The following is a 22,732-nucleotide window of genomic DNA, read 5'->3' as shown; positions in this document are numbered from 1 at the left end:
AACGTAGCGCACCCCGACCTCGGGGCGCCACCCCTTGCGTCGGCGCGTCGCTGAGATCGGCACGGACGACCTGCTCAGGGACCGACGTCGAGCGCCTCGTCGATCTCGTCGCGGGTGGCACCGCAGACGTACAACAGGTCGGCGGCGATGGAGCGGACCTGGGCGGTGATGGCGGCCGTGTTCAGGGTCATCGTCTCCGGCAGCGCCTCGACGGCGATCCGGACCGCGGCGACGAGCCGCTCGCGCGCGCCGGCGAAGTCGTCGAGCGTGGACAGGTCGTCGGCGACGAGGTCGACCGCCTCGGCGAGCTCCTCGACCGACAGCCAGAGCGCGTCGGGCCCCGTCTCGCCGTGCCGCAGCATGGCGCTCGCGCGGCGCGCGAGGACGCGGGCGTCGCGGATGGCGTTGTCGAAGTCGCGGACCGCGCCGACGTAGAGGGCGAGGTGGTCGCGCTGGCGCCACCGCAGCGGGGACATGCGCGCGATCTCGCTGACGTTGGCCGCGGTCGCGTCGAGCGACTCGATGCTGCTCTGCAGGCCTCGGGCCCGGGTGAGCGCCTCGTCGGCCACCGCCGCGTCCGACTCGCGCAGCGCCCGCCCGGTGCCCCGGAGGACGGACGCCAGCTGGCGCAGGAGCCGCTGCACCTCCGCGTCGATGTCGCGCACGGGGTTGCGCGGGATGAGCAGCACCATGAGCATGCCGCACAGGCCGCCGACGAGGGCGTCGAGGAACCGCGTGAGGGCGGGGTTCCCCGCACCCGGCACGGGCACGACGGCGGCGAGCAGGACGGCCGAGCTGGCCGCCTGCGTGAGCGCCAGCCCGCGGATGCCGGTGAGCGTGGCGGCGGCGACGGTCAGAAGCACGACGAGAGCCATCTGGGCCGGACCGCGACCGATGGTGAGGATGATCAGCTCCCCCACCAGCACGCCCAGCGCGACGCCGACGACCACCTCGAACAGGGTGCGTCCCCGCAGGCCGCCGCCGGCGGTGATGACGACGACCGCCGCGATGGGCGCGAAGAACGCCTGCTGGTGGCCGAAGACCTGCGTGGCGACCAGGAACGCGAGCGACGAGGCGGCCCCGAGCCGGAGCATGAGCCGCCAGCGTCGGCGCAGGAGCCGCACCCGGTCGACGAAGGTCTCCTCGCTGCGCAGCAGGCGGATGCGGCGCAGCGGGACGTCACGTCCGCCACTGCTCATCGGTCCTCCGCTCCCTGGCTGCGGCGCGGGGCCGCCACCGTCGTCCGCACCGTCACAGGTACAGGCCGGTTTGGCCCTCCTCGATGCGCTCGGAGGCGACGGCGTGCAGGTCGCGCTCGCGCAGCAGCACGAAGCTCTCGCCGCGCACCTCGACCTCGGCACGCTCCTCCGGGTCGAAGAGGACCCGGTCGCCGACCTCGACCGCGCGCACGTGGGCGCCCGTGGCCTCGACCTTGGCCCATGAGAGGCGCTTGCCCATGGCGGCCGTGGCCGGGATCAGGATGCCGCCACCGGAGCGCCGCTCGCCCGCCTCGTCGTCGAGCGAGACGAGCAGCCGGTCGTGCAGCATCCGGATCGCGAGCTTGCCGCGCTCGGCCATGCTCAGCCCAGCACCTTGCGCAGGACGACGACGGCGGCCACCGTGCCGACCACGCCGAGGACGACCGGCACGACGTTCTCGTAGCGCAGGCTGCCGTCGGGGGCGACGAAGCGGCCCTTGACGTCCGCCAGCGTCCGTCGGGCGACGTTCTTCGGGTTCGTCCGGTCGACCAGGGCGTCGACGGTGTCGGCCAGGCGCTCGCGGATCTGCTCGATCTCGTCGACCAGCTCGTCGCTCTGTGACGTCACAAGGTGCCTCTCGTCGGGTCGGACTGACCTTGCAAGGATAGGACCCATGACGACGCGACTGCAGCCCGGTGACACCGCACCCGACTTCACCCTCCCCGACGACACCGGCGCGGAGGTGACGCTCTCGGACCTGCGCGGCCAGAAGGTGATCGTGTACTTCTACCCCGCGGCCATGACGCCCGGCTGCACGAAGCAGGCGTGCGACTTCTCCGACTCGATCGACCGGCTGCAGGCCGAGGGCTACACGGTGCTCGGCATCAGCCCGGACAAGCCGGAGAAGCTGCAGAAGTTCCGCGAGCGCGACGGCCTGACCATCACGCTGCTCTCCGACGCCGACAAGGCGGTCATGACGGCCTGGGGCGCGTTCGGCGAGAAGAAGCTGTACGGCAAGGTCGTCGAGGGCGTGATCCGCTCGACCATCGTCGTCGGCGAGGACGGCACGGTCGAGCTGGCGCAGTACAACGTGAAGGCCACCGGCCACGTCGCGAAGCTGCGCCGCGACCTGGGTCTCGACGCCGCCTGACCCGCGCCGGCCCGCCACGCCGACGCGCTGCTGACTCCCGTCGGTTGATGGGAACCAGCAGCTCACCACGGCTTTGCCTCGCTCCCCTGCGGAAGCATCCTGCAGGGGAGCGAGGGGAACCCGTGGTGAGTGCGGGGCACGCCGCCCACACGGCCCACTAGACTCGGGCCGCACCCGCCGGTGTGGTGGAACTGGTAGACACGCAGGATTTAGGTTCCTGTGCCTCTGGGCGTGCAGGTTCGAGTCCTGTCACCGGCACTGGGCGACATACCTGGGCGACGCGCGCGGCCGCCGTACCTCGTGCGGCGAGCCGAGCGACCGGCACACTGTGCGCATGGTCCTGGTCATCGGTGAGTCCCTCGTCGACATCGTCGAACGGTCCGACGGCACCCGCTCCGAGCACCCGGGCGGCAGCCCCGCCAACGTCGCGGTCGGGCTGGGCCGGCTGGGCGTGACGCCGGTGCTGGCCACGAGCCTGGCCACCGACGACCTCGGCGCGCTGGTGCGCATGCACCTCGCGGAGTCCGGCGTGCGACTCATGCCGGGGCTCAAGCAGCTGGAGCGCACCTCCACGGCCGTGGCCACGCTCGCCGACGACGGTAGCGCCACCTACGAGTTCGACATCGTCTGGGACCCGGGTCGCATCTGGGCCGAGGAGGTGCCCGACATCATCCACACGGGGTCGATCGCCGCGTTCCTCGACCCGGGCGCCGACGAGGTGGAGGACGCGCTGCGTCGGCTCGCGCCGATGTGCACGGTGACGTTCGACCCCAACGTGCGGCCGAGCCTGCTGCCCAGCCGGGCGGAGGCGCTCGACCGCGTCGAGTCGCTGCTGCCGCTGTGCGACGTCGTGAAGGTCAGCGACGAGGACCTCGCCTGGCTCGAGCCGCACAGCGACCCCGCCGACACCGCCCGCAGCTGGCTCGCCGCCGGACCCGCCGCCGTCGTGATGACCATGGGCCCGCGGGGCGCGCGCACCTACACGCACCGCGGCTCGATCGCCTCCCGGGCGATGGCCGAGCACGTCGTCGACACCGTCGGGGCGGGCGACGCGTTCATGTCAGGCCTCATCGCAGCGCTGAAGGACGACGGCCTCGACGGGGTGGTGGGCAGCACGCGCCTGCACGCCGCCGACCTGTCGCTGTGGCGCGAGGTCACCCACCTCGCGTCACGGTGCTCGGCGTTCGTGGTCGCCCGGGCGGGCGCGCAGCCGCCGTGGGAGCACGAGCTCTGAGCCCGTCCGCCCCGACGCCGTCAGGGCAGCAGCCGCGGCAGCCCCGCGGAGATCCTCTGGGTCAGCACCTTCGCGACCACGCCGGCCACGCCGGGCACCGGCGCGTCGAAGTGGATGGTGTAGTCGAGGTGCGTGCCGCCGTCCGCCGTGGGCGTGAGCACCTGGATGCCGCGGTGGCCGCGGAGCGGGCTGCCCTGGGTGATCTCGTACTCGATCCGCTCGTCGGGCTCGGAGACGACCACGGTCTCGACGAACGCGGGCAGCGGCCCGATCTTGAGCGTCCGCGCCGACCCGACGCCGTTGCGCGACGTCTCGCCGTCGCGCAGGCGCGTGATGCTCGCCCCGAAGAGCCGACCGAGGTTCTCGTGCTCGCCGAGCGCGGCGAACACGTCGGCGGGGGCGGAGCGGAAGGTGTGGGTCACGTGGACCCTGGGCTGGCCGAGGGGGTGCGGTCCGGGCATGCCCGACATCCTAGAGTGACGGCGTCATGTTCCGTGTCCTGTTCCACGAGCCGCGCATCCCGGGCAACACCGGGAACACGATCCGGCTCGCCGCCGCCACCGGGGCGGAGCTGCACCTCGTCGAGCCCCTCGGCTTCGACCTCTCGGAGCCGAAGCTGCGACGTGCCGGGCTCGACTACCACGACCTCGCCGCGCTGCACGTGCACGCCGACCTCGAGGCCGCGCTGACCGCACTCGGCGACGCCCGGGTCTTCGCCTTCACCACCGGCGCCACCCGGGCCTACACCGACGTCGCCTACGAGCCGGGCGACGTCCTGCTCTTCGGCGCCGAGCCGTCCGGCCTGCCGGACGCCGTGCAGCAGCACCCACGCGTCACCGACCGGCTGCGGCTGCCGATGCTGCCCGCGCGACGGTCGATGAACCTCGCGAACTGCGCCGCGATCGTGGTCTACGAGGCCTGGCGCCAGCACGACTTCGCCGGCGGCCACTGAGCCGTCCGTCACTCCGTGCCCCGTCCCGCCACGGGCGACGTAGGCTGGTGGACGGAGCGCACGACGGGAGGACACGGCGAGACGATGGCACGACGCACCCTTCACCGACACGTCCTCATCAGCGCCCTCGTGCTCGGCCTGCTCGCCAGCCTCGCGGTGACGCTGGGCCACCAGGGCGCCGTCGGCAGCGAGACCGAGCTCGCCGACCGGCAGCCGGTCCTGAGCGAGCCCGTCGCCGCACGGAACCCGTTCCCCCGCGGCATCGTCGTCGTCGGCGACTCGATCACCGCGCGCTACGACGACGAGCCCGGCAGCCGGCACCAGGGCTGGTGGAGCTTCGTGGCCCGGCACTACGACACGCCCGTGCGGACGTACGCGCAGTCCGGGTCCGGATACCTGCGGCCGGGCATGGGCTGCACCGGCGACACCTTCATCCAGCGTCGGGCCGCGTTCCGCGGTCCTGCGCCGTCGGTGTTCATCGTCGAGGGCGGCCGCAACGACTGGGCGTCGTGCGCGGAGGGGCGCCTGGTCCCCTCCACCGACGCGGCCGTGCAGCAGGCCGTCACCCGCTACCTCCGGCTCGTCAAGCGACGACTGCCCGAGAGCACGCGAATCCTGGTCCTGGGCCCGCCGTGGGGCCCGAGCGACCCGTGGCAGCAGCGTCGCGTGACGTCGATCGTGCACGCCGCCGCGCTCCGTGAGGGTGTCGAGTACGTGCCCACGCGTGGCGCGCTCGACCGGCACGGACGCACGATCGACGGCGTCCACCCCACGCTGTCCGGCAGCCTCGCGCTCGCCGACGTCGTGGTCGGCGCGCTCGACGAGCCCGCTCACGGGTCGTCCGGTCTCGCTCCGGTCGAGCGGCAGTCGACGGCCCGACCGGCGACGGACCCCGTGCCCTAGCCGTCCGGGTCTCTAGCCGTCCAGGGCCCTAGCCGTGCAGGGCCCGGGCCACCAGCGGAGCGACCTGCGTCAAGGCACGGCCCCGGTGGCTGATGGCGTCCTTCTCCGCCGGCGCGAGCTCCGCCGTCGACACGTCGTACCCGTCGGCCGCGAACAGCGGGTCGTAGCCGAAGCCGCCCTCCCCCTGCTCGGCCGGGAGGATGCGGCCGGGCATCTCCCCACGGACGACGTGCTCCTGCCCGTCGGGCGTGCAGAACGCGACCACGGCGACGAACGTGGCGGTGCGACGCTCCGGCGGCACCTCCGAGAGCTGGCTGAGCAGCAACCGGTTGTTAGCCTCGTCGCCGCCCTCGCTGCGCGGCACCCCCGACCAGCGCGCCGACAGCACCCCGGGCATCCCGTTCAGCGCGTCGACGCACAGCCCCGAGTCGTCGGCCAGCGACGGCAGACCGGTGGCCTCCAGGCACGCCCGCGCCTTGATCAGCGCGTTGCCCTCGAACGTCGGCTCCGTCTCGGCCGGTTCGGGGTAGTCGGCGACGTCGGACAGCCCGAGCACCTGCACGTCCGGCACGAGCGGCGCGAGGATGCGCTGCAGCTCAGCCAGCTTCTTGGCGTTGTTCGACGCCAGCACGACGGTGCGGGTCACGCCTGCAGGGCTTCCTGCTGCAGCCGCGTGAGATCCGCGCAGCCCTTCTCGGCCAGCGCGAGCAGCGCGTCGAGCTCGAAACGGACGAAGGGCGCACCCTCGGCGGTGCCCTGGATCTCGATGAACGAGCCCTCCCCCGTCATGACGACGTTCATGTCCGTCTCGGCGCGGACGTCCTCGACGTAGGGAAGGTCGAGCATCGGGGTGCCGTCGATGATGCCGACGCTGACCGCGGCGACCGACTGCACGAGCGGCTCCCCCGCGAGCGCACCCTTCTCCCGCAGGTGGGCGACCGCGTCGGCGAGGGCCACGTAGGCGCCCGTGATGGCCGCCGTGCGCGTGCCGCCGTCGGCCTGCAGCACGTCGCAGTCGATGGTGATCGTGTTCTCGCCCAGGGCCGTGTAGTCGACCGCCGCGCGCAGCGACCGCCCGACGAGACGGGAGATCTCGTGCGTGCGCCCGCCGACGCGACCCTTCACCGACTCCCGCTGGGAGCGGTCGTGCGTGGCCTGCGGCAGCATCGCGTACTCGGCCGTCACCCACCCGAGCCCGGAGCCCTTGCGCCAGCGCGGCACGCCCTCGGTGGCCGACGCGGCGCACAGCACCTTCGTCCGGCCGAACTCGACCAGGCAGGAGCCCTGGGCGTGGTCGAGCCAGTGACGGGTGATCGTGATCGGACGCAGCTCGTCGACGGCGCGGCCGTCCTCGCGGGTGGTCATGCTCGCGACCCTACCGACGTCCGTCAGACGTCGTAGACCTGCCCGGCTTCCACGAGCACGAACTCGCCGGCGAAGGTCGAGCGCGTGTCGGCGGCGACCTCGTCGCGGTCGGTCCAGGCGGGCACGTGGGTGACGAGCAGCCGTCCGACGCCGGCACGGGTGGCGTAGTCGCCCGCCTCGGCGCCGGTCAGGTGCAGGTTCGGCGGGTTCGTCCCCGACTCGACGAACGATGCCTCGCACAGGAAGAGGTCGGCACCGAGCGCGACGTCGTCGAGCGCCTCCGTGGGCGCGGTATCGCCCGAGTACGCGAGCACCCTGCCCCCGGCCTCGAGCCGCATCCCGTACGCCTCGACCGGGTGGTCCATCAGGCGCGGCGTGACCGTGAACGGCCCGAGCTGCACGGTCTCGCCGTCCACCCACGTGCGGAAGTCGAACTGGTCGGCCATCTGCAGGCCCTCGGTGCGTCCGTAGCTGCTCGCGAGGAACGGACCGGCGCCCTCGGGCGCGTACACGGGGATGGTCGGCAGGGTGCCCTGCGGGTGGTACTTGCTCACCACGTAGAAGCCCGACAGGTCGAAGCAGTGGTCGGCGTGCAGGTGCGACAGCAGCACCGCGTCGACGTCGCGCAGGTCGAGGTGGCGCTGCAGCGGCCCCAGGGCGCCGCTGCCGAGGTCGAGCAGGAGCCGGAAGCCGTCGTGCTCGACGAGGTAGCAGCTGGACGCGGAGTCGGGCCCAGGGTAGGACCCCGCGCAGCCGACGATGGTGAGCCTCACGCGACCACCTGCGCGAACTGGCCGACCGAGCCGACCTCGGGACCGAGGAACCGTCGGCCGAGCACGCCGAACTCGTCGGGTCGTCCGGTGGTGAGGAAGCGGTGCTCGGGTGCACCCGCCGCGGGGTCGCGGAGCAGGTCGTCCTGGACCAGACGGGCGTACACGTCCTTCGCCGTCTCCTCCGCGCTCGAGACCAAGGTGACCTCCTCGCCCATCGCCAGGGCGATCGCCCCGGTCAGGAGAGGGTAGTGCGTGCAGCCGAGCACGAGCGTGTCGACACCCGCGTCGCGCAGCGGCGCGAGGTACTCCTCCGCGGCGGCGGCGACCTCGGGCCCGCTCGTCACACCGCGCTCCACGAGGTCGACGAAGTCGGGGCACGCCTGCGTGAAGAGCTCGATGCCGGGGTTCGCGGCGAAGGCGTCGTCGTACGCGCGGGACGCGGCCGTCGCCCGGGTGCAGATGACGCCGACCCGGCCGTTGCGGGTGGCGCGTGCGGCTCGTCGGGTGGCGGGCACGATCACCTCCACGACGGGCACGTCGTAACGCTCACGGGCGTCGCGCAGCACGGCCGCGCTGGCGGAGTTGCAGGCGATGACCAGCATCTTCACGCCGTGCGCGACGAGGTGGTCGAGGCACTCGAGGGCGAACTCGCGGACCGCCGGGATGGGCTGCGGACCGTACGGCTGACGGGCGGTGTCGCCGAGGTACAGCACGGCCTCGTGCGGCAGCTGGTCGATCACCGCTCGAGCGACCGTCAGGCCGCCGAAGCCTGAGTCGAAGATCCCGATCGGTGCGTCCGCCACGAGGCGCAAGCCTACGGACCGTCCGGCGACACGGCCAGTCCCGGGACCGTCATGATCATCACCCCGGGTGCAGGATGCGCTCGAGGAAGCGCTGCGTGCGCTCATGCTGGGGTGCGTCGACGACGTCGCGTGCGGGACCACGCTCCACGACGTGGCCGCCGTCGATGAACACGACCGTGTCGGCCACGTCGGCGGCGAAGCGGATCTCGTGGGTGACGACGACCATCGTCCACCCCTGCGAGGCGAGGTCACGGACGACGGCGAGCACCTCGCCGACGAGCTCGGGGTCGAGCGCCGACGTCGGCTCGTCGAGCAGTACGACGCGGGGTCGCAGCGCCAGCGCGCGGGCGATGCCGACGCGCTGCTGCTGGCCGCCCGAGAGCTGCGAGGGGTAGGCGTCCTCACGTCCGGCGAGGCCCACCTGCTCGAGCAGCGCGCGGGCGCGGGTGGCGGCCTCGTCGGGGTCCTCCCCCTGCACCTGCACCGGCCCTTCCACGAGGTTGCCGAGCACGGTGCGGTGCGGGAACAGCTCGTGGGACTGGAAGACCATGCCGCTCTGGGCACGCAGCCGCTCGCAGGCGCGCCGCCCGTCCTTGCCGCGCGGCAGAACCCCGAAGTCGACCGTCACGTCGCCGACGGTCACGACGCCAGCGTCGGGTACGGCGAGCGCGTTCAACGATCGCAGCAGGGTCGTCTTGCCCGACCCGGAGGGTCCGATGATCGCCGTCGTGGCACCCTCGGGCACGTCGAGGTCGATGCCGTCGAGCACGACGTTGGCCCCGAATGCCTTCCGCAGGCCCCTGACCTGCACCAGAGGGGCGATCGACGCTGAGCTCATCGGGTCACGTACCTGTTCAGTCGGGTCTCGAGGCGATTCTGCGTGGTCGTGAGCAGCGTGCACACCACCCAGTAGTACAGACCGGCGAGGGCGTACAGCGGCATGAACTGGAAGGTCGTGGCCGCGGACTGGGTGATGACGCGGAAGACGTCCGTCAGCAGCACCACCGACACGAGCGACGTGTCCTTCACGAGCGAGACGAGGGTGTTCGAGAGCGGCGGCACCGCGATCCTGGCAGCCTGGGGCAGGATGACCCGCCGCAGCGCGAGAGCGCGACTCATGCCGAGGGTGGCTGCCGCTTCGTGCTGCCCCCTCGGGACGGCGAGCAGGGCGCCCCGAACGTTCTCGGCCGCGTAGCCGGCGACGTTGATGCTGAGCGCGAGCACGGCAGCGGTGAACGACGGGAGGTCGATCCCGATCTGGCGCAGTCCGTAGAAGGCGACGAAGAGCTGCAGGAGCAGCGGCGTGCCACGCACCGCGGAGATGAAGACGCGAGCCAGCCACGAGAGCAGCCGAGTCGACGACATCCTGGCCAGGGCGAGCAGCACGGCGGCCACGAGGCCGATGGCGAAGCTGATGGCGGTCAGCGGCACGGTGATCTTGACCAGCGCGACGAACGCGGGCCAGGCGGTGTCGCGCACGGCGCTCCAGGCCGAGACCCGTGCCCGACCCTCGACGTCGGCCGCGGCGCCGTCCTGGACGGACACGTCGGCGTTGAAGTACCGCTCGCTGATGCGTGCCAGGGTCCCGTCGGCACGGAGCGCGTCGAGGGCGCGGTCGGTCTCCAGCACCAGTGCCCGGTCGCCCTGGCGGAAGGCGAGGGCCTGCTCCCCCACCTCTTCGCCCGCGTCGCCGACGATCTCGACCCGGTCGCTGCCGGTGGTCGCGAGGTAGTCAAGCACGGCGATGTTGTCGTTGACGATGGCATCGACCCGCCCGCTGGCGACGAGGTCGGCGGCCTGCGAGAACTGCTCGACGTTCTCGACCTTCGCTCCCGCGTCCTTCGCCACCTGGGACCAGTTGCTGGTGGCCGACTGCGCCGTGGTGAGGCCCTTCAGGTCGGCCAGGGTGCGGATGTCCGACCCCTTCCGGGCGACGATCACGCCACGCGAGTACGCGTAGGGCTCACTGAACGCGTAGCGGGCCTCGCGCTCGGGGTTGACGGTGATCTGGTTGGCGATCACGTCGATGCGGCCGGCGTCGAGCGACCCGAACAGGGCGTCGAACTGGGACTGCACGAACCGCAGCCGCCAGCCGGCCTCTTTCGCCACGGCCTTCATGACGTCGACGTCGTAGCCGGTGAGCTTCCCGTCCTCGTTGAACGAGAAGGGCGGGTAGGTGCCCTCGGTGCCGACGACCACCTCGCGACCTGCACCGTCACCGTCGGCCGCCTGCGCCGGCCCCACCAGGAGCAGCGGTGACAGCACGGCCAGCACGAGGCCGGCCAGCAGCCCCAGCACACGTCGGCTCACGCCGGACCCCCTTCGTCGTCGCTCGACCCTAGTCCGGCACGTCGTGGTCGGCACCTCCGTCCCGCTGCGCGGACACCACTCCCCGGGCGGTGACCTCTCCACCGAACGGTGTCGGCGGTGCGTCCTCCACCGTCCCGGCGCTCAGACGGTGGAGAACGCACCGCGCGAGGTTTCTCGGCCTCAATCGGTGGAGAAGTCACCGCTCGAGGGGTGGGACGGGCAGGGTCAGAGGGGGAGCTTGGGCTGCGGCGGAGCGTGGGTGGGGTCGACGCCGTCGAAGAGGCTGCTGACCGACTCCCCCGCGTGGATGCGGGCGATGGCGCGCGCGAACAGCGGCGCGACGGACCGCACCCGGAGAGCGGGCCAGTCGGCGGGCGGCGGGACGGTGTCGGTGGTGACGACCTCGGCGATGCCCGGGTGGTCGCGCAGCCGCTCGACGGCCTTGCCGGTGAACAGCCCGTGAGTGCACGCCACGGAGATCTCGGTGACCCCCTGGCGCTCCAGCATCGACACCAGCTCGACGATGGAGCCGCCCGTGGCGATCTCGTCGTCGAGCACGATCGCGCGCTTGCCGGCGACGTCACCGACGATCGCGTCGATGACGACCTTGTCGTCGGCCTTGCGCTGCTTGCTGCCGGCCGCGACCGGCAGGCCGAGGAGCCGGGCGAACTGCGACGCGGTCTTCGCGTTGCCGAAGTCGGGCGAGACGACCACGGCGTTCGACAGGTCGGAGTCGCGGTAGTGGTCGGCGAGCTCGCCGATGGCGGTCAGGTGGTCGAGCGGCATCGAGAAGAAGCCGTGCACCTGCGGTGCGTGCAGAGTCATGGTGACGACGCGGTTCACGCCGGCGGTGGCCATCATGTCGGCGACGAGCTTGCCGCCGATGGAGATGCGCGACGCGTCCTTCTTGTCCGAGCGCGCGTACGCGTAGTGCGGCACGACGACGGTGATCGACGCGGCCGACGCACCGCGCGCGGCGTCGACCATGAGCAGCAGCTCCATGAGGTGGTCCTGGGTGGGCGGCACCAGGGGCTGCACGATGTAGACGTCACGCTGGCGGCAGTTGGCGAGCAGCTGCGACTGCAGGCAGTCGTTGCTGAACCGCACGGTCTCCGACGGCGAGAGGCTCGTGCCGAGCTCGCTGCAGATGGCCTCGGCCAGGGCTCGGTGGGCGCTTCCGGAGAAGACCACGATGTCGCGCACACGGTGAGGCTAGCGGAGGTGGCGCCGCCCCGGAACCGCGAACCGTGAGGTCAGGCCCACAGCTGGCCGTCGAGCGCGTCCTCGGCGTCGTCGAGGGTGCCCTCGTACGCGCCGGTGGACAGGTACTTCCAGCCGCCGTCGCAGACGATGAACACGATCTCGGCCTGCTCGCCCGCCTTCTGGCTCTTCGCCGCCTGGGCGAGCGCCGCGTGCAGGATGGCGCCGGTCGAGATCCCGGCGAAGATGCCCTCGTGCTCGATCAGCTCGCGGACCCGACGCACCGCGTCGCGCGGACCGACGCTGAACCGCGCGTCGATGAGGTCGCCGTCGTAGAGCTCGGGCACGAAGCCCTCGTCGAGGTTGCGCAGGCCGTAGACGAGCTCGCCGTAGCGCGGCTCGGCGGCGACGATGCGTACCTCGGGCTTGGCCTCGCGGAAGAAGCGTCCCGTGCCCATGAGCGTGCCGGTGGTGCCGAGCCCGGCGACGAAGTGCGTGACCTCGGGCAGGTCGGCGAGGATCTCCGGGCCGGTGCCGCGGTAGTGCGCCTCGGCGTTGGCGGGGTTGCCGTACTGGTAGAGCATCACCCAGTCGGGGTGCTCCTCGGCGAGCCCCTTCGCGACCCGGACCGCCTCGTTGGAGCCGCCTGCGGCGGGCGAGGGGATGATCTCGGCGCCCCACATGCGCAGCAGCTGACGACGCTCCTCGGAGGTGTTCTCCGGCATCACGCAGATCATCCGGTAGCCGCGCAGCTTGGCGACCATCGCCATGGAGATGCCGGTGTTGCCGCTGGTCGGCTCCAGGATGGTGCAGCCGGGCGTCAGACGACCGTCGGCCTCGGCGGCCTCGATCATGGCCAGCGCGGCGCGGTCCTTGATGGAGCCGGTCGGGTTCTGGTCCTCCAGCTTCGCCCACAGCCGGACCTCCGGCGACGGTGACAACGACGGCAGCCCGACGAGGGGCGTGCCGCCGACGGAGTCGACGAGCGAGTCGAAGCGGGTCACTGGACCTGATCTGCCGCCCAGGGCCCGGCACCCCCGCCGGGTGCCCCACCGGCGACGGCGGGCAGGATCACGACGGTGTCGCCGTCGGAGACGGCGGTCTCGAGACCGCCGGTGAAGCGGATGTCCTCGTCGTTGACGTAGACGTTCACGAAGCGGCGGACACTGCCGTCCTCGACCAGGCGCTCCTTGATGCCAGTGTGCGCCGCCTCGAGGTTCTCGACGAGCTCGGCGACCGTGGCGCCCTCGCTCTGCACGGCGCGCTCGCCGTCGGTGTAGGTGCGCAGGATGGTCGGGATTCGGACCTCGATGGCCATCGGTGTCGTCGCTCTCTTCCGGGGTTCGGGGGGGTGGGTGCTCAGGTGTCGTAACGCTCGACGACGGTGACTTCTTCCTCGGTCACCTTGCCGTCGACGATCCGGTAGGACCGGAAGTCGACCTCGGTGCCCTCGACCTCGCCGCCGTCGCGGGTCGAGACGAGCACGTAGTGGGCGTTCGGCTCCGACGCGAGGTTGACGTCGGTGCGCGACGGGTAGGCCTCGGTGGCGGTGTGGGAGTGGTAGATGACGACGGGCTCCTCGTCGCGGTCGTCCATGTCGCGGTAGAGCCGCAGCAGGTCGCCGGAGTCGAACTCGTAGAAGGTGGGCGACATCGCCGCGTTGACCATGGGCACGTGCCGTTCGGGACGGTCGGAGCCGATCGGCCCGGCGACCACGCCGCACGCCTCGTCCGGGTGGTCGCGGCGTGCGTGGGCGATGATCGCGTCGCGGGTCGCGCGGTCGATGGTCAGCACGGCCGCGAGTCTAGCGAGGTGGGACGGCGGCGCCGGGTGACGTCTGGGTCGCGAGACGGACGCGGTGACCACCGGGCCACTACGCTTTTGGTATGCCAAAGACTCGCCGCGCGGGTGCGCTCGACGCCGACCGCGCCGCCGACGTGCTCCGTGACCTCATCGTGGCCGGGGACCTCCTGCCAGGACAGCGTCTCGTCGAGCGACGTCTCGCCGACTGGATCGGCGTCTCGCGCGTCCCCGTCCGTCAGGCGCTGCAGCAGCTCGTGGTCGAGGGCTTCGCGACCGAGCGGGCCACCGGGGGCGTCGCGGTGAGCGACCCCTCCCCCGACCAGGTCGCCGAGCTGCTGGAGGTCGCGCACGCCCTCGACGGCGTGGCCGCGCACCGCCTGCTCGCCGCGGGCACGGACCTGTCGCCGCTGCGCGCGCTGCTCGTGCGCGCGGGGTCGGCGATCGACGGCGGACGCGAGGCCGACGCCGTCCGGCTCAACGGCGAGTTCCATCTGCGGCTCCTCGACCTCGCGCCCGCGCCGACCGTGCGCCGCACCGCCCGGCCGCTGCGTCGCGTCCTCGGGTGGGCCCTGCAGCAGCACCCCGACCCGGCGCCCCTGCACGCCGAGCACGTCGCGCTCGTCGACGCGCTGGAGCAGGGCGACCTCGACCGCGTCGACGCCGTCCTGGCACAGCACGTCCGCACCAGCCGCGCCGTGCTCGCGGAGCTGCCGTGAGGGCTCGCGGGGCTGTCGCCCTGCTGGCCGTCCTCGTCGTCGCCGCGTGCTCCGGACCCGGCGGTCCGACCTCCGAGCCCGCCGTCGAACGCCCGGCCGACCCCCAGGAGGCCACCGCCGCCCGCACCGCTGCGTCCCCGTCCGCGTCGCCGCGCCCCAGCCTCGACGCTGCCGCGCAGCAGCGGGTGGACCGTCGCCTGCTCGCCGCGGCGGCCGACGGCGACGCGCAGCGTGCTGCCCGCGCCCTCCGTGACGGCGCCGACGTCGAGGCACGCGACGCACGACGCCGCAGCCCGCTGCTGCTCGCCGCCGCGGCGGACCACGTCGAGGTGGCAGCGCTGCTCGTGCACGTCGGTGCCGACCCCGACGCGGTGGACGACCGGTCCGACACGCCCTGGCTCGTCACGGGCGTCACCGGGAGCGTCGCGATGGGTCGGCTGCTGCTCGACGCCGGAGCGGACCTCACCCTGCGCAACCGCTTCGGCGGTCTCTCGCCGATCCCCGCGAGCGAGCGCGGGCACGTCGCGTACGTCCGCTGGGTGAGCACGACCGACGTCGACCTCGACCACGTCAACGACCTCGGCTGGACGGCGCTCCTCGAGGCCGTCGTGCTGGGCGACGGCGGCCCCCGGCACCGGGCCGTCGTCCAGGCACTGCTCGACGCCGGCGCCGACCCGACGATCCGCGACCGGCAGGGCCGGACCGCGCTCGAGCTCGCCGAGGCCCGCGGGCTCGCCGCGATGGCAGCGGTGCTCCGTCGCGCCTGACCCTCGGGAACGCGCTCAGTCCAGCGCGCCGACCAGGGTCTCCTGCACGTAGCCCAGCCAGTCGTAGACGTCGACCATGGTGCTCACGGCGGGGTCGTCGCTCTCGGCGAGCGCGAGCTGGTCGGCCTCGGACTCGATGCCGAGCCGGACGGCGATGGACAGGCGGATGTCGGTCAGGCTGCGCAGCCACGCCTGCACGTCACCGGGGTCGAGCTCGACCTCCACGACCGTGTCCGTCTCTGCCCCGTCGTCGAGGCCGCCGGCCTCCAGCGAGGCGATGAGGCGCTCGGCGTTCTCGACCTTGGCGCTCGTGAGCGAGCGCTCCGTGAAGCGGCGGAACTCCGCCGACTCCTCCTCGTCGTCGCCGTACGCGTCGGGCAGCAGCCGACGCAGCACCGGGTCCTCCGGCGGCAGCGACGGGCCGCCCATGCCGAGCTGCACGGCGAGCGGGTCGGGGTCGGACTCGCTCGCCCCGTTGCGGTCGCGCAGCAGCTCGACCACCTGCCCGGCCAGGTTCGCCAGCACGTGCGCCTCGTCGGGCTCGAACACGGCCACGACCCCGCCACGACGGCGGCGCTTGAAGGGTCGCATCAGACGGAGTCCGACTTCTGCAGGGTCGCCCACAGGCCGTACTCGTGCATGGCCTGCACGTGGCGCTCCATCTGCTCGCGGCTCCCGCTGGACACGACCGCCCGCCCCTCGTGGTGCACCGCCAGCATCAGCTCGGTCGCCTTCTCCTCGGTGTAGCCGAAGTACGTGCGGAACACGTACGCCACGTACGACATCAGGTTGACGGGGTCGTTCCAGACGATCGTGACCCACGGGTCCTGCAGCGCGAGGCCGAGCTCGGACGCGGGTTCGTCGAGCTCAACCGGGGCCGGGGTGGTCACGCGTCCCATTGTGTCCCAGGGGCGCCGCGGACCGAAACGCGCCCGCGTGGGGGTGCCGCGTCCGACAGCGGCCCTACGCTGGCGACGTGACCACGGCACTCCTCACCGACCACTACGAGCTCACGATGCTGCAGGCGGCCCTCGCCGACGGCACCGCGCACCGGCACGCCGTGTTCGAGCTCTTCGCCCGTCGACTGCCGACCGGTCGGCGCTACGGCGTGGTCGCGGGCACGGGACGGCTGCTCGACGCCCTCGAGGAGTTCCGGTTCGACACCGACACCGTCGGGTGGCTGCGCGAGCGGGGCGTCGTCGACGACGCGACCTGCGACTGGCTGGCCGACTACCGCTTCACGGGCGACGTGTGGGGCTACCCCGAGGGCGAGCTCTACTTCCCCGCGTCCCCCGTGCTCGTCGTCGAGGGGACCTTCGCCGAGGCGGTCGTCCTGGAGACGCTGTTCCTGTCGGTGCTCAACCACGATTCCGCCATCGCGTCCGCGGCCGCCCGCATGGTCGGCGCCGCCGACGGGCGTCCCTGCATCGAGATGGGCTCACGACGCACCCACGAGCGCGCCGCCGTGGCTGCCGCCCGCGCCGCCTACGTCGCCGGGTTCGCGACGACGTCGAACCTCGAGGCCGGACGCACGCACGGCATCCCGACCGCAGGCACCAGCGCGCACTCGTTCACGCTGCTGCACGACACCGAGCGCGACGCCTTCACGGCGCAGGTGGCGTCGCTCGGGGTCGGCACCACGCTGCTCGTCGACACCTACGACATCGAGGAGGCGGTCCGCACCGGGATCGACGTCGCCGGACCGGACCTCGGCGCCGTCCGGATCGACTCCGGCGACCTGCCCTCGTTGGCCCGGCGGGTGCGCGAGCAGCTCGACGCACTCGGCGCCACGTCGACGCGCATCGTCGTCACGAGCGACCTCGACGAGCACGCCATCGCCGGCCTCGCGGCCGCTCCGGTCGACGGGTACGGCGTCGGCACGTCGCTCGTCACCGGGTCCGGCGCCCCGACGTCCGGCTTCGTCTACAAGCTCGTCGCCCGCGCCGACGACGGCGACGCACTCGTCCCGGTCGCCAAGAGGAGCGCCGACAAGGCCAGCGTCGGTGGCCGCAAGTGGGCCCTGCGACGGCTCTCCGCCGCGGGCACGGCCGAGGCCGAGGTCGTCGGCATCGGCGCGCCGCCGCACGACGACGGCGACGACCGCTCGCTGCTCGTGCCGTTCGTCGAGGCCGGCTCGCGGGTGCACCACGACACGCTCGACGACGCGCGCGCCCGCCACGCGGCCGCGATCGCCGAGCTGCCCGCCGCGGCGCACAAGCTCTCCGCCGGCGAGCCGGTGCTCGAGACGATCTTCGAGCGCTGAACCGACCCCACCCCCACCTGTCGGGAGGATCCATGACCACGACCCACGACCCGTCCACGGCACTCGTCGTCGTCGACGTGCAGAACGACTTCTGCGAGGGCGGCTCGCTCGCCGTCGCCGGCGGTGCCGACCTCGCCCACCGGGTGGCGGCGCTGCTCGAGTCCGGGGACTACGCGACCGTCGTGGCCACCCGCGACCACCACGTCGACCCGGGGCCGCACTTCTCGAGCACGCCCGACTACGTCGACTCCTGGCCGCCGCACTGCGTGGTCGGCACCCCGGGAGCGGAGCTGCACGAGCCGCTGCGGGACGACCAGTTCGACGCGGTCTTCCTCAAGGGCGAGTACGAGGCGGCGTACTCGGGCTTCGAGGGTGCGACCGGCGACGGCGTCCCGATGGCCGCGTGGCTGCACGAGCGGGGCGTCACGACACTCGACGTCGTCGGCATCGCCACCGACCACTGCGTGCGGGCCACCGCGCTCGACGGCGCCCGCGAGGGCTTCGCGGTGCGGGTGATCGAGGGGATGACCGCCGCGGTCGATCCCTCCGGACTGCCTGCGCTGCGCGAGGAGCTGCGCGCCGCGCAGGTCGAGGTCAGGGAGCGCTGACGGCGGACGCCGTGGGCGTCTGCGTGGGCTGGTCCGGGGCCGGGGGCAGCACGAACAGCAGTGCCCCCAGGGCGATCACCGGGATCGAGGCGAGCAGGTCGCGACGGGTGAGCGTGTGCTTCATGGCGCCAGCGTGACCCCGCCAGCGCAACGGCACCGGTCGCCGACGTGAACGTCAGGTGACCGGCGCCGGGCCAGCGGGCTAGAGCAGCTCCTTGGCCAGCAGCTCGAGCGTCTCCTCGCGCGCCGGGGAGCGACGGGGGTCCGCTCCGCGACGGGCCGAACCCACCGGGTGGAGCATGACCTCGTCTACCTCGAACTGCTCCGCGAGCTCGCGCACCTGGCGGGCGGCGGTCTCCGGGTCGCCGAGCACCGGCCGCGTGGTGCCGGCGTCGACCATCGCCTGCTGCTGCGGTGCGAGCACGGCCTCCTGGGCGTCCTCGACGAGGTCGATCGCCGTGAGCGGCTGGCCGGTGCGCAGCCGCGCCATGTTCTGCAGGTTCGGCAGCGCCATGGCCAGCGCCTCCTCCGTCGTCGGGGCGACCGAGGCGTTCACCGTGAGGAACGTCGTCGGGCGGTCCAGCAGGTCCGACGGGCGGAAGTGGGAGCGGTAGTGGGCCAGCGCCTCCTCGGTGCCCTGCCCCGAGAAGTGGTGGGCGAACACGTACGGCAGACCCTTGGCCGCGGCCAGCTGGGCGGAGTACATCGACGAGCCCAGCAGCCAGAGCCTGGCCGCCGACGTCGCGGCGGGCGTCGCCTTGAGCACGTACTGCTGCTGCGGGATCGGCACCCGCACACCGCGCCCGTCCATGAGGGCCACCACGTCGTCCAGGTACTGCGGGAAGTTCTCGACGTCGGTGTCGTCGCGCCCCGCGGCGCCGCGCAACGCCCAGGACGTGACCGGGTCGGAGCCGGGCGCGCGACCGATGCCGAGGTCGATCCGTCCGGGGAACGCGGCCTCCAGGAGGGCGAACTGCTCGGCGACGGCGAGCGGGGCGTGGTTCGGGAGCATGACGCCGCCCGAGCCGAGACGGATCCGCTCGGTCGCGCTCGCCAGCACACCGATCAGGACCGGCGGGCTGGACGCCGCGACGGCCGGCATGTTGTGGTGCTCCGCGACCCAGTAGCGCTCGAAGCCCAGCCGGTCGGCGGTCTGGGCGAGGGAGACCGCGGCCGCGACGGCGTCGGCGGTCGACTGGTCGGTGCGGACGGGGACGAGGTCGAGGACGGACAGGCGCATACCCGGGTCAACGCCGGCTGCCGCCGATCCCTTCCCCGACGGCAACGTCAGGCGGGACCGGTCCGTCCAGGCCTCCCCCGGGACGGGGCCCGGACGGACCCGACGGAGGGCGACGTCACCTCTCCAACCGTCCGGCAGGGTCGAAGGTCACGGTCCAGGCGCGGCGAACCCTAGGCGGTCGACGCGGTGACGTCGTCGGTCCGGCTGCCGGAGGGGAACGTGCCGAGCCGCTCGACCATGAACCCGCCCGGGTAGCTGCGGATGCGGTGCGAGCGTCGGGGGTCGTACGGACGTCGGCGCGGCGGCATGAGGCGGACGACCCGGCTGCGGGCACGGATCGCGCGACGCGCCGCCCGCTGCACCCAGCGTGGCGGCGCCGGGTAGTCGAACGCCCGGCGCAGGTGGTCGTCCAGCAGGGCGATGGCGAAGGTGCGCATCGCCGGGCGCAGCGGTCGCGGGTAGAAGGTCGTGAAGAGGTCGAGCGTGGCGTCGGCGACCGCCCGCGCCCCGGGGTCGAACGCGAAGTGCGCCGCCTCGTAGCGGTCCATGTGACGCTCGAACCCGGCGTAGTCGTCGGGGATGCCGCGGATGCCCATGAGCCGCCCGAGCCGCCGGTAGTACTCGACCGCGCCCCGCAGCTCGGTCCCGGTCAGCCGGCGCCACCCGAGCTCGTCGATCCACCGCACCGGCGCCACCACGAAGGTGCACAGCACGTAGAGCATGTCGTCGTTGGGGATGTCGTAGCTGCCGTGCATCTGGTTCATGCGGCGGATCGCGGCGCGACCGTCCGGGTTCTCCATGCCGTCGTCGAGCACGGTCTCGAGCACGATCACGGTGTCGTCGTGCCGCTTCTGCGTGCTGCCCGTGAACTCGTCGGTCCGGTGCAGGAGGCTGCCGATCGACGGCACCGCGTAGGTGCGGAACAGCGCGAAGCTCAGGGCCTGCTGCAGGTCCCACGGGAACTCGTGGTGGCCGGTGATGCGCGAGATCTCCTCGTAGTCGACCGTCGGGTCGAGGGTCTCGACGTGCCGCACCCAGTGGTCGCGCGGGAGGAGTCCGGGGAGGCGCATCACGCCGTCACCCCCTGGGCCGCCTGCGCCCGCAGCTCGCGCTTGAGGATCTTGCCCGCGCCCGACATCGGCAGCGCGTCGACGAGGGTGAACGAGCGGGGCACCTTGTATCCGGCGATGAGGCTCCGGGTGTGTGCCTGCAGCTCGTCGGGGTCCGGCTCCTCGCCCGGGGCGGCGACGACGTAGGCGTGGACCTTCTCGCCGTACCGCTCGTCGGGCAGGCCGATGACCGCCACCTGCGCGACCGACGGGTGCTTGCTGAGGGCGCTCTCGACCTCGGCCGAGTACACGTTCTCCCCACCCGTGACGATCATGTCCTTGATCCGGTCGACGACGTAGACGAACCCGTCCTCGTCGACGTAGCCGCCGTCGCCGGTGTGCATCCAGCCGCCACGCAGGGCCGCCTGAGTCTCCTCCGGCTTGTTCCAGTAGCCCTGCATGACGTGCGCCCCGCGGACGCAGATCTCCCCCACCGTCCCGGTCGGGACCGGTCGGTCGTCGCCGTCGACCACGCGCACCTCCGCGTGCAGCGCGGCGCGCCCTCCGGACGAGAGCCGACGGCCCACGTGCTCGTCGGGCAGCAGCAGCGTGGCGACGGGTGACAGCTCGGTCATCCCGTAGGCCTGCGTGAGCCGCACGCCAGGCAGGGTGGCGAGCGTGCGCTCGAGCACGCCGGTCGAGATGACGGAGCCCCCGTAGAGCAGGCGCTGCAGCGACGACAGGTCGTGGTCGCCGACCGCCGGATGGTCGACGAGCATCTGGATCATCGTCGGGACGAGGAGCATGTCGGTCACGCCGTGGCGCTCGACCGCGTCGAGCACGGCTGCCGGCTCGAAGAACGGCACCGTCACGTGGGTGCCGCCCTGCAGCACCTGCGAGGTCCACGCGGCGAGGTCGGCCAGGTGGAACATCGGTGCCGCGTGCAGCAGGACCGAGCCGCGCCGCACGAGCTCGCCCGAGGCCATGGCACCCATCGCCGACGTGACGAGGTTGGTGTGCGAGAGCATGACGCCCTTCGGGAACCCGGTCGTGCCGCCGGTGTAGAAGATGCCGGCGAGGTCGTCGCCTGCGCGACGCGCGTCGTCGACCGGCGTGTGGGACGCCACGAGCTCCTCGTAGGAGAGCAGGCCCGCGGGGAGCACACCGTCGCCGCAGTGCACCACCGCGCCGAGGGACTCGACCTGCTCGGTGAGCGTCGGCACCAGCGGCGCGAAGGCGTCGTCCACCAGCAGCACGCTGGTGCCGGAGTCACGCAGGGAGTAGACGATCTCGGCGGGGCTCCAGCGGATGTTGACAGGGTTGACGACTGCTCCGGCCCACGGCACGGCCAGCAGGTACTCGGCGTAGCGGTCGCTGTTGAGCGACAGGATCGCCACGCGGTCGCCCTCCCGCACCCCGAGGCCCTGCAACGCGGCGGCGAGCCGGGCGACGCGGTCGGCGTGCTCGCGGAAGGTCCGGCGTCGGTCGCCGCAGACGGTGGCGACGGCGTCGGGGGTGGTCTGGACGGCGCGGTGGAGGCCTTGGGTGAGCTGCACATCGACTCCTGGACTGCATGCGGTGAGTGCGCCACGTCACTCTTGTTGGCGCACCGCCAACAATGGCATCTCGCGCAGGTGTCGTCAACGGTCGGTGCTGCGCGCCGGCGTGCGGTCGTGGCAGGCTTCGGCGGGTGACGACGAGCGCCGACGGCCCCCGCTTCCAGCGTCTCGACGCGGACCGCCGCCGCGCCGAGATCCTCGCGGCGGCCACGGCGGCGTTCGCGACCCGCCCCTACCCCGCCGTCTCGCTGACCGACGTCGCGCAGGCGGCCGGCGTCGCGCGCGGCCTCATCAACCACTACTTCGGCACCAAGCGCGACCTCTACCTGGAGGTGGTCCGGGAGGCGTCGACCGTGCCGTCGGTGGCCGTCGAGGAGCTCCCCGACGGGACGGTCGAGGAGCGGATCGACGCCGCCGTCGCCTGGTACCTCGACGCGCTGCAGGAGTCGGGCACGACGTGGATCGCCGCCGCCGACCCGATGGTGATGGGCCGCGACCCCGAGCTCGAGGCGATCCTGACGGAGGCCGAGAACATCACCGTCGACCGGGTGCTCGACGCCGTCCGCCTCGGCGACGACCCCGCCCGCCGCGACCTGCTGCGCGCCCTCGTGCGCACCTACGGCCACCTCGCCCGCTCCGCCGCCCGCGAGTGGCTCCTCCACGAGACCCTCACCCGCCCCCAGGTCCACGTCCTCCTCCGCCGCACCCTCCTCGCGATCGTCGACGACGTCGTGCCCGAGGTGCTGGGGGGCTGAGGTCGGTCTCCGCTGTGCGCGGGGGCGGCGCTGGGGCTGGTTCTCGCACGGGTGGGGGTGCGCTGCTGCGGGTTCTCGTGGGT

At 72.8% G+C, this 22,732-nt stretch carries 29 protein-coding genes and 1 tRNA gene; 10 read left to right on the top strand and 20 right to left on the bottom strand.

What is annotated here, in order from left to right; translation table 11 throughout:
- Nucleotides 1-74: 74 nt before the first annotated feature.
- The 3 genes from AC3WRM_RS00390 to AC3WRM_RS00380 are packed head-to-tail and all read right to left on the bottom strand — an operon-like array spanning nt 75 to nt 1,826.
- On the bottom strand, nt 75-1,199 hold the full coding sequence (locus tag AC3WRM_RS00390) for an FUSC family protein (RefSeq protein ID WP_492246900.1): 1,125 nt from the start codon (nt 1,197-1,199) through the stop codon (nt 75-77).
- A 52-nt stretch (nt 1,200-1,251) separates the two neighbouring features.
- Nucleotides 1,252-1,578, bottom strand: coding sequence for a GroES family chaperonin (locus tag AC3WRM_RS00385; RefSeq protein WP_067855740.1), 327 nt, complete (start codon nt 1,576-1,578; stop codon nt 1,252-1,254).
- 2 nt (nt 1,579-1,580) lie between these two features.
- Nucleotides 1,581-1,826 carry a DUF3618 domain-containing protein gene (locus tag AC3WRM_RS00380; protein ID WP_492246901.1) on the bottom strand — a complete coding sequence of 82 codons (246 nt, stop codon included), beginning with the start codon at nt 1,824-1,826 and terminating at the stop codon, nt 1,581-1,583.
- 46 nt (nt 1,827-1,872) lie between these two features.
- Here AC3WRM_RS00380 and bcp point away from each other — a divergent pair, with 46 nt between their 5' ends.
- The 3 genes from bcp (at nt 1,873) to AC3WRM_RS00365 (ending at nt 3,583) form a co-directional block, all read left to right on the top strand.
- Nucleotides 1,873-2,349 carry a thioredoxin-dependent thiol peroxidase gene (gene bcp / locus AC3WRM_RS00375; protein WP_492246902.1) on the top strand — a complete coding sequence of 159 codons (477 nt, stop codon included), beginning with the start codon at nt 1,873-1,875 and terminating at the stop codon, nt 2,347-2,349.
- Between the two features lie 176 nt (nt 2,350-2,525).
- Nucleotides 2,526-2,607 (top strand) — tRNA-Leu (locus tag AC3WRM_RS00370).
- 76 nt (nt 2,608-2,683) lie between these two features.
- Nucleotides 2,684-3,583 (top strand): carbohydrate kinase family protein, encoded by a 900-nt coding sequence (locus AC3WRM_RS00365; protein WP_492246903.1) that lies wholly within the window; start codon nt 2,684-2,686, stop codon nt 3,581-3,583.
- Between the two features lie 20 nt (nt 3,584-3,603).
- On the opposite strand, the gene AC3WRM_RS00360 is transcribed toward AC3WRM_RS00365, so the two are convergent.
- Entirely contained in the window at nt 3,604-4,044 is a 441-nt protein-coding gene (locus tag AC3WRM_RS00360; protein WP_492246904.1) for an SRPBCC family protein, read from the bottom strand.
- 26 nt (nt 4,045-4,070) lie between these two features.
- Between AC3WRM_RS00360 and AC3WRM_RS00355 the strand changes: the two genes are divergently transcribed.
- Both AC3WRM_RS00355 and AC3WRM_RS00350 read left to right on the top strand, forming a co-directional pair.
- Complete coding sequence (locus tag AC3WRM_RS00355) at nt 4,071-4,535, top strand: tRNA (cytidine(34)-2'-O)-methyltransferase (protein WP_492246905.1); 465 nt, start codon at nt 4,071-4,073, stop codon at nt 4,533-4,535.
- Nucleotides 4,536-4,619: 84 nt separating this feature from the next.
- On the top strand, nt 4,620-5,438 hold the full coding sequence (locus AC3WRM_RS00350) for an SGNH/GDSL hydrolase family protein (protein ID WP_492246906.1): 819 nt from the start codon (nt 4,620-4,622) through the stop codon (nt 5,436-5,438).
- A gap of 28 nt (nt 5,439-5,466) precedes the next feature.
- Here the strand turns inward: AC3WRM_RS00350 and rdgB are convergent, their stop codons facing one another.
- The 10 genes from rdgB to AC3WRM_RS00300 all read right to left on the bottom strand — a co-directional run bounded on the left by rdgB (nt 5,467) and on the right by AC3WRM_RS00300 (nt 13,683).
- Nucleotides 5,467-6,084, bottom strand: coding sequence for an RdgB/HAM1 family non-canonical purine NTP pyrophosphatase (gene rdgB / locus AC3WRM_RS00345; RefSeq protein ID WP_492246907.1), 618 nt, complete (start codon nt 6,082-6,084; stop codon nt 5,467-5,469).
- Complete coding sequence (gene rph, locus AC3WRM_RS00340; protein WP_492246908.1) at nt 6,081-6,803, bottom strand: ribonuclease PH; 723 nt, start codon at nt 6,801-6,803, stop codon at nt 6,081-6,083. The genes rdgB and rph overlap by 4 nt, the downstream gene beginning before the upstream one ends.
- Nucleotides 6,804-6,826: 23 nt before the next feature.
- On the bottom strand, nt 6,827-7,576 hold the full coding sequence (locus tag AC3WRM_RS00335) for an MBL fold metallo-hydrolase (protein WP_492246909.1): 750 nt from the start codon (nt 7,574-7,576) through the stop codon (nt 6,827-6,829).
- Complete coding sequence (gene murI / locus AC3WRM_RS00330; protein ID WP_492246910.1) at nt 7,573-8,379, bottom strand: glutamate racemase; 807 nt, start codon at nt 8,377-8,379, stop codon at nt 7,573-7,575. The genes AC3WRM_RS00335 and murI overlap by 4 nt, the downstream gene beginning before the upstream one ends.
- Nucleotides 8,380-8,437: 58 nt before the next feature.
- Nucleotides 8,438-9,217: an amino acid ABC transporter ATP-binding protein gene (locus tag AC3WRM_RS00325; protein ID WP_492246911.1), complete on the bottom strand. Its 780-nt coding sequence runs from the start codon at nt 9,215-9,217 to the stop codon at nt 8,438-8,440.
- Complete coding sequence (locus tag AC3WRM_RS00320; RefSeq protein ID WP_492246912.1) at nt 9,214-10,689, bottom strand: ABC transporter substrate-binding protein/permease; 1,476 nt, start codon at nt 10,687-10,689, stop codon at nt 9,214-9,216. The genes AC3WRM_RS00325 and AC3WRM_RS00320 overlap by 4 nt, the downstream gene beginning before the upstream one ends.
- A gap of 225 nt (nt 10,690-10,914) precedes the next feature.
- A complete protein-coding gene (locus AC3WRM_RS00315) occupies nt 10,915-11,892 on the bottom strand; it encodes a ribose-phosphate diphosphokinase (protein ID WP_067855709.1) in 978 nt (325 codons plus the stop codon).
- Nucleotides 11,893-11,942: 50 nt separating this feature from the next.
- Nucleotides 11,943-12,893, bottom strand: coding sequence for a PLP-dependent cysteine synthase family protein (locus AC3WRM_RS00310; protein WP_492246913.1), 951 nt, complete (start codon nt 12,891-12,893; stop codon nt 11,943-11,945).
- On the bottom strand, nt 12,890-13,207 hold the full coding sequence (locus AC3WRM_RS00305; RefSeq protein WP_492246914.1) for a MoaD/ThiS family protein: 318 nt from the start codon (nt 13,205-13,207) through the stop codon (nt 12,890-12,892). The genes AC3WRM_RS00310 and AC3WRM_RS00305 overlap by 4 nt, the downstream gene beginning before the upstream one ends.
- A gap of 41 nt (nt 13,208-13,248) precedes the next feature.
- A complete protein-coding gene (locus tag AC3WRM_RS00300) occupies nt 13,249-13,683 on the bottom strand; it encodes a M67 family metallopeptidase (RefSeq protein WP_492246915.1) in 435 nt (144 codons plus the stop codon).
- A 92-nt stretch (nt 13,684-13,775) separates the two neighbouring features.
- On the opposite strand from AC3WRM_RS00300, the gene AC3WRM_RS00295 reads away from it, so the two are divergent.
- Both AC3WRM_RS00295 and AC3WRM_RS00290 read left to right on the top strand, forming a co-directional pair.
- Nucleotides 13,776-14,408 (top strand): GntR family transcriptional regulator, encoded by a 633-nt coding sequence (locus tag AC3WRM_RS00295; protein WP_492246916.1) that lies wholly within the window; start codon nt 13,776-13,778, stop codon nt 14,406-14,408.
- Entirely contained in the window at nt 14,405-15,175 is a 771-nt protein-coding gene (locus tag AC3WRM_RS00290) for an ankyrin repeat domain-containing protein (protein ID WP_492246917.1), read from the top strand. Before AC3WRM_RS00295 ends, AC3WRM_RS00290 begins: the two co-directional genes overlap by 4 nt.
- A gap of 15 nt (nt 15,176-15,190) precedes the next feature.
- Here AC3WRM_RS00290 and AC3WRM_RS00285 read toward each other — a convergent pair whose 3' ends face one another.
- Together AC3WRM_RS00285 and clpS are read right to left on the bottom strand one after the other, a co-directional pair.
- The gene (locus AC3WRM_RS00285; protein ID WP_492246918.1) at nt 15,191-15,766 is read right to left on the bottom strand and encodes a DUF2017 domain-containing protein; all 576 of its coding nucleotides are present in this window, start codon (nt 15,764-15,766) and stop codon (nt 15,191-15,193) included.
- The gene (gene clpS, locus AC3WRM_RS00280) at nt 15,766-16,074 is read right to left on the bottom strand and encodes an ATP-dependent Clp protease adapter ClpS (protein WP_067855688.1); all 309 of its coding nucleotides are present in this window, start codon (nt 16,072-16,074) and stop codon (nt 15,766-15,768) included. Before clpS ends, AC3WRM_RS00285 begins: the two co-directional genes overlap by 1 nt.
- Before the next feature lie 77 nt (nt 16,075-16,151).
- On the opposite strand from clpS, the gene AC3WRM_RS00275 reads away from it, so the two are divergent.
- Nucleotides 16,152-17,438, top strand: coding sequence for a nicotinate phosphoribosyltransferase (locus AC3WRM_RS00275; RefSeq protein ID WP_492246919.1), 1,287 nt, complete (start codon nt 16,152-16,154; stop codon nt 17,436-17,438).
- 32 nt (nt 17,439-17,470) lie between these two features.
- Nucleotides 17,471-18,046, top strand: a complete 576-nt coding sequence (locus AC3WRM_RS00270) for an isochorismatase family protein (RefSeq protein ID WP_492246920.1) — start codon at nt 17,471-17,473, stop codon at nt 18,044-18,046.
- On the opposite strand, the gene AC3WRM_RS00265 is transcribed toward AC3WRM_RS00270, so the two are convergent.
- The 4 genes from AC3WRM_RS00265 to AC3WRM_RS00250 all read right to left on the bottom strand — a co-directional run bounded on the left by AC3WRM_RS00265 (nt 18,033) and on the right by AC3WRM_RS00250 (nt 21,891).
- Nucleotides 18,033-18,170: a hypothetical protein gene (locus tag AC3WRM_RS00265; RefSeq protein WP_158509182.1), complete on the bottom strand. Its 138-nt coding sequence runs from the start codon at nt 18,168-18,170 to the stop codon at nt 18,033-18,035. The genes AC3WRM_RS00270 and AC3WRM_RS00265 overlap by 14 nt on opposite strands.
- Nucleotides 18,171-18,248: 78 nt before the next feature.
- Nucleotides 18,249-19,286 (bottom strand): LLM class flavin-dependent oxidoreductase, encoded by a 1,038-nt coding sequence (locus AC3WRM_RS00260; RefSeq protein WP_492246921.1) that lies wholly within the window; start codon nt 19,284-19,286, stop codon nt 18,249-18,251.
- A gap of 170 nt (nt 19,287-19,456) precedes the next feature.
- Complete coding sequence (locus AC3WRM_RS00255; RefSeq protein ID WP_492247080.1) at nt 19,457-20,356, bottom strand: oxygenase MpaB family protein; 900 nt, start codon at nt 20,354-20,356, stop codon at nt 19,457-19,459.
- The gene (locus tag AC3WRM_RS00250; protein WP_492246922.1) at nt 20,356-21,891 is read right to left on the bottom strand and encodes an acyl-CoA synthetase; all 1,536 of its coding nucleotides are present in this window, start codon (nt 21,889-21,891) and stop codon (nt 20,356-20,358) included. Before AC3WRM_RS00250 ends, AC3WRM_RS00255 begins: the two co-directional genes overlap by 1 nt.
- 134 nt (nt 21,892-22,025) lie before the next feature.
- Between AC3WRM_RS00250 and AC3WRM_RS00245 the strand changes: the two genes are divergently transcribed.
- Nucleotides 22,026-22,649 (top strand): TetR/AcrR family transcriptional regulator, encoded by a 624-nt coding sequence (locus AC3WRM_RS00245; RefSeq protein WP_492246923.1) that lies wholly within the window; start codon nt 22,026-22,028, stop codon nt 22,647-22,649.
- Nucleotides 22,650-22,732 lie beyond the last annotated feature (83 nt).

The sequence above is a fragment of the Aeromicrobium sp. EU05-FHT14F07 genome, assembly GCF_058790455.1.
Note: the sequence above shows the minus strand (reverse complement) of the source record. Positions and strands in the feature narration are given on the sequence as shown.

Coding starts and splice junctions, on each gene's coding strand:
- AC3WRM_RS00390 (WP_492246900.1), bottom strand. CDS start 1,199: ATGAGCAGTGGCGGACGTGACGTCCCGCTGCGCCGCATCCGCCTGCTG.
- AC3WRM_RS00385 (WP_067855740.1), bottom strand. CDS start 1,578: ATGGCCGAGCGCGGCAAGCTCGCGATCCGGATGCTGCACGACCGGCTG.
- bcp (WP_492246902.1), top strand. CDS start 1,873: ATGACGACGCGACTGCAGCCCGGTGACACCGCACCCGACTTCACCCTC.
- AC3WRM_RS00365 (WP_492246903.1), top strand. CDS start 2,684: ATGGTCCTGGTCATCGGTGAGTCCCTCGTCGACATCGTCGAACGGTCC.
- AC3WRM_RS00360 (WP_492246904.1), bottom strand. CDS start 4,044: ATGCCCGGACCGCACCCCCTCGGCCAGCCCAGGGTCCACGTGACCCAC.
- AC3WRM_RS00355 (WP_492246905.1), top strand. CDS start 4,071: ATGTTCCGTGTCCTGTTCCACGAGCCGCGCATCCCGGGCAACACCGGG.
- AC3WRM_RS00350 (WP_492246906.1), top strand. CDS start 4,620: ATGGCACGACGCACCCTTCACCGACACGTCCTCATCAGCGCCCTCGTG.
- rph (WP_492246908.1), bottom strand. CDS start 6,803: ATGACCACCCGCGAGGACGGCCGCGCCGTCGACGAGCTGCGTCCGATC.
- AC3WRM_RS00325 (WP_492246911.1), bottom strand. CDS start 9,217: ATGAGCTCAGCGTCGATCGCCCCTCTGGTGCAGGTCAGGGGCCTGCGG.
- AC3WRM_RS00305 (WP_492246914.1), bottom strand. CDS start 13,207: ATGGCCATCGAGGTCCGAATCCCGACCATCCTGCGCACCTACACCGAC.
- AC3WRM_RS00295 (WP_492246916.1), top strand. CDS start 13,776: ATGCCAAAGACTCGCCGCGCGGGTGCGCTCGACGCCGACCGCGCCGCC.
- AC3WRM_RS00285 (WP_492246918.1), bottom strand. CDS start 15,766: ATGCGACCCTTCAAGCGCCGCCGTCGTGGCGGGGTCGTGGCCGTGTTC.
- clpS (WP_067855688.1), bottom strand. CDS start 16,074: ATGGGACGCGTGACCACCCCGGCCCCGGTTGAGCTCGACGAACCCGCG.
- AC3WRM_RS00270 (WP_492246920.1), top strand. CDS start 17,471: ATGACCACGACCCACGACCCGTCCACGGCACTCGTCGTCGTCGACGTG.
- AC3WRM_RS00265 (WP_158509182.1), bottom strand. CDS start 18,170: ATGAAGCACACGCTCACCCGTCGCGACCTGCTCGCCTCGATCCCGGTG.
- AC3WRM_RS00260 (WP_492246921.1), bottom strand. CDS start 19,286: ATGCGCCTGTCCGTCCTCGACCTCGTCCCCGTCCGCACCGACCAGTCG.
- AC3WRM_RS00255 (WP_492247080.1), bottom strand. CDS start 20,356: ATGCGCCTCCCCGGACTCCTCCCGCGCGACCACTGGGTGCGGCACGTC.